The 1,337-nt window shown below is 54.7% G+C and carries 2 protein-coding genes; both read right to left on the reverse strand.

What is annotated here, in order from left to right:
• Window positions 1-278: 278 nt before the first annotated feature.
• Window positions 279-656 carry a DUF6869 domain-containing protein gene (locus AC2A1N_RS03970; RefSeq protein WP_154351576.1) on the reverse strand — a complete coding sequence of 126 codons (378 nt, stop codon included), beginning with the start codon at window positions 654-656 and terminating at the stop codon, window positions 279-281.
• Between the two features lie 10 nt (window positions 657-666).
• The coding region (locus tag AC2A1N_RS03975; RefSeq protein WP_484371535.1) for an RHS repeat-associated core domain-containing protein at window positions 667-1,337 on the reverse strand (671 nt) is incomplete at its 5' end.

A 1,337-nucleotide genomic window follows, 5' to 3' on the forward strand; every position in this document is an offset into this window, starting at 1 on the left:
GGACGCTGCAGCTGGCGGCCGTTGCCGTAGGTCCAGCCGGTCGCCGGGCCGAAGGCCGCATAGGTCACGTTGTTCACCACGATCTGGCGCGCCTGGCCAGGCCGGGTCAGGCCAATCTGGCTGATGCGGCCCTGGGTATCGCGCACGTAGTCAGCCACGCTGCCATCGGGCTAGTTTGTCCCGGTGATTTAAGCAACCCATTCAAATCAGCAGGATCTTCTCGATCGCCGAAGCTGCCAGACGTAGTCGTAAGGCGTTCGAGCGTTACCCATGGCAGCCTAACCTGATGTGGCAGCAAGTTGTACCCGCCGCCATACCTCATCCGACATCGAGTTCTTCCACGTCTGAGCAAGGAGATCCCGAAGAGATGGGTCGTGCTTTGCCAAGCTTTCAACCCTCTCGATTTCGGTCTCGCCGTGGGCAACCAAGTAGTCCTCCAAAGGTCCGGCAGCAAGATTGGAAAGTAGATGCGCATCCACATCCATTCGCCTGACAGCCTCAATGAATTTCCAACCTTCGCCAGGATCTCGCTGGATGATGCCATCAACTTCATCCAGCACGCCTGTGAGCGGATCCCGCTCATTCGCATCGGCTGCGAGCCGATTAAAACTAACCCATGCTTCAGCGACTTTTTCCATGCACTCTTTATCAAACATTGTCTAGATCTCAAATTGGTTGAGCCATAGTCGCCCATTGCCAAGCCTCATTGCTATAACCTACACAGCGCTTTGCTGCAGATTCAGCAAGCAATCGCCTCAACTGTGCCTGCTTGTTTTGAAATTGCTGCACATGCCCATTTATTGACATACGACCGGTAGCCGGAAGCCCACGTCTATCCAGTTTAAGATCCCAGTATCGCTTTCTCAGCTCGACCACCAAAGAATCTATCTTTGCTATGAGACGATTACAGTCATCGTCGTCTTCTTTCTCGCACGCCTTGGATATGATGTTCCGCGTCAGAATTGACGCGGGACTTTGCGGATTTAAGATACTGCTTGAGTGAGTTAGGCTAAGGCTATTCAGCGCATTTGTCGTTGCGGCAAGGCCAGAAGACACTTCCCCCCAAGAAGCGGGCGCAGCGAAGTTTGATTGATTGTCTCCTGTAGGAGCTTGGTTCGAATTCATCATAGCGCGAGAGCCTGCGTGCACGCCGCTGCGCATGACTTGCAGACCCTCTGCGTCACTATGTGAGCCCGGGGAACTTAGTGCGTAGCTGAAGGTACTTATTCCACCGGCCAACCCAATCGGATCACTCTGGGAATACCGCCCCACCTCCGGCTCGTACTCCCGCTGGTAGTTGTAGAACAACCCACTCGCATCGGTCGCCTGCTGGCCCG

Source organism: Stenotrophomonas maltophilia group sp. SKK55 (genome assembly GCF_057179845.1).

What these genes read in the sequence shown, in the direction of transcription:
- AC2A1N_RS03970 (WP_154351576.1), bottom strand. Translation starts at nt 656, where the DNA reads ATGTTTGATAAAGAGTGCATGGAAAAAGTCGCTGAAGCATGGGTTAGT.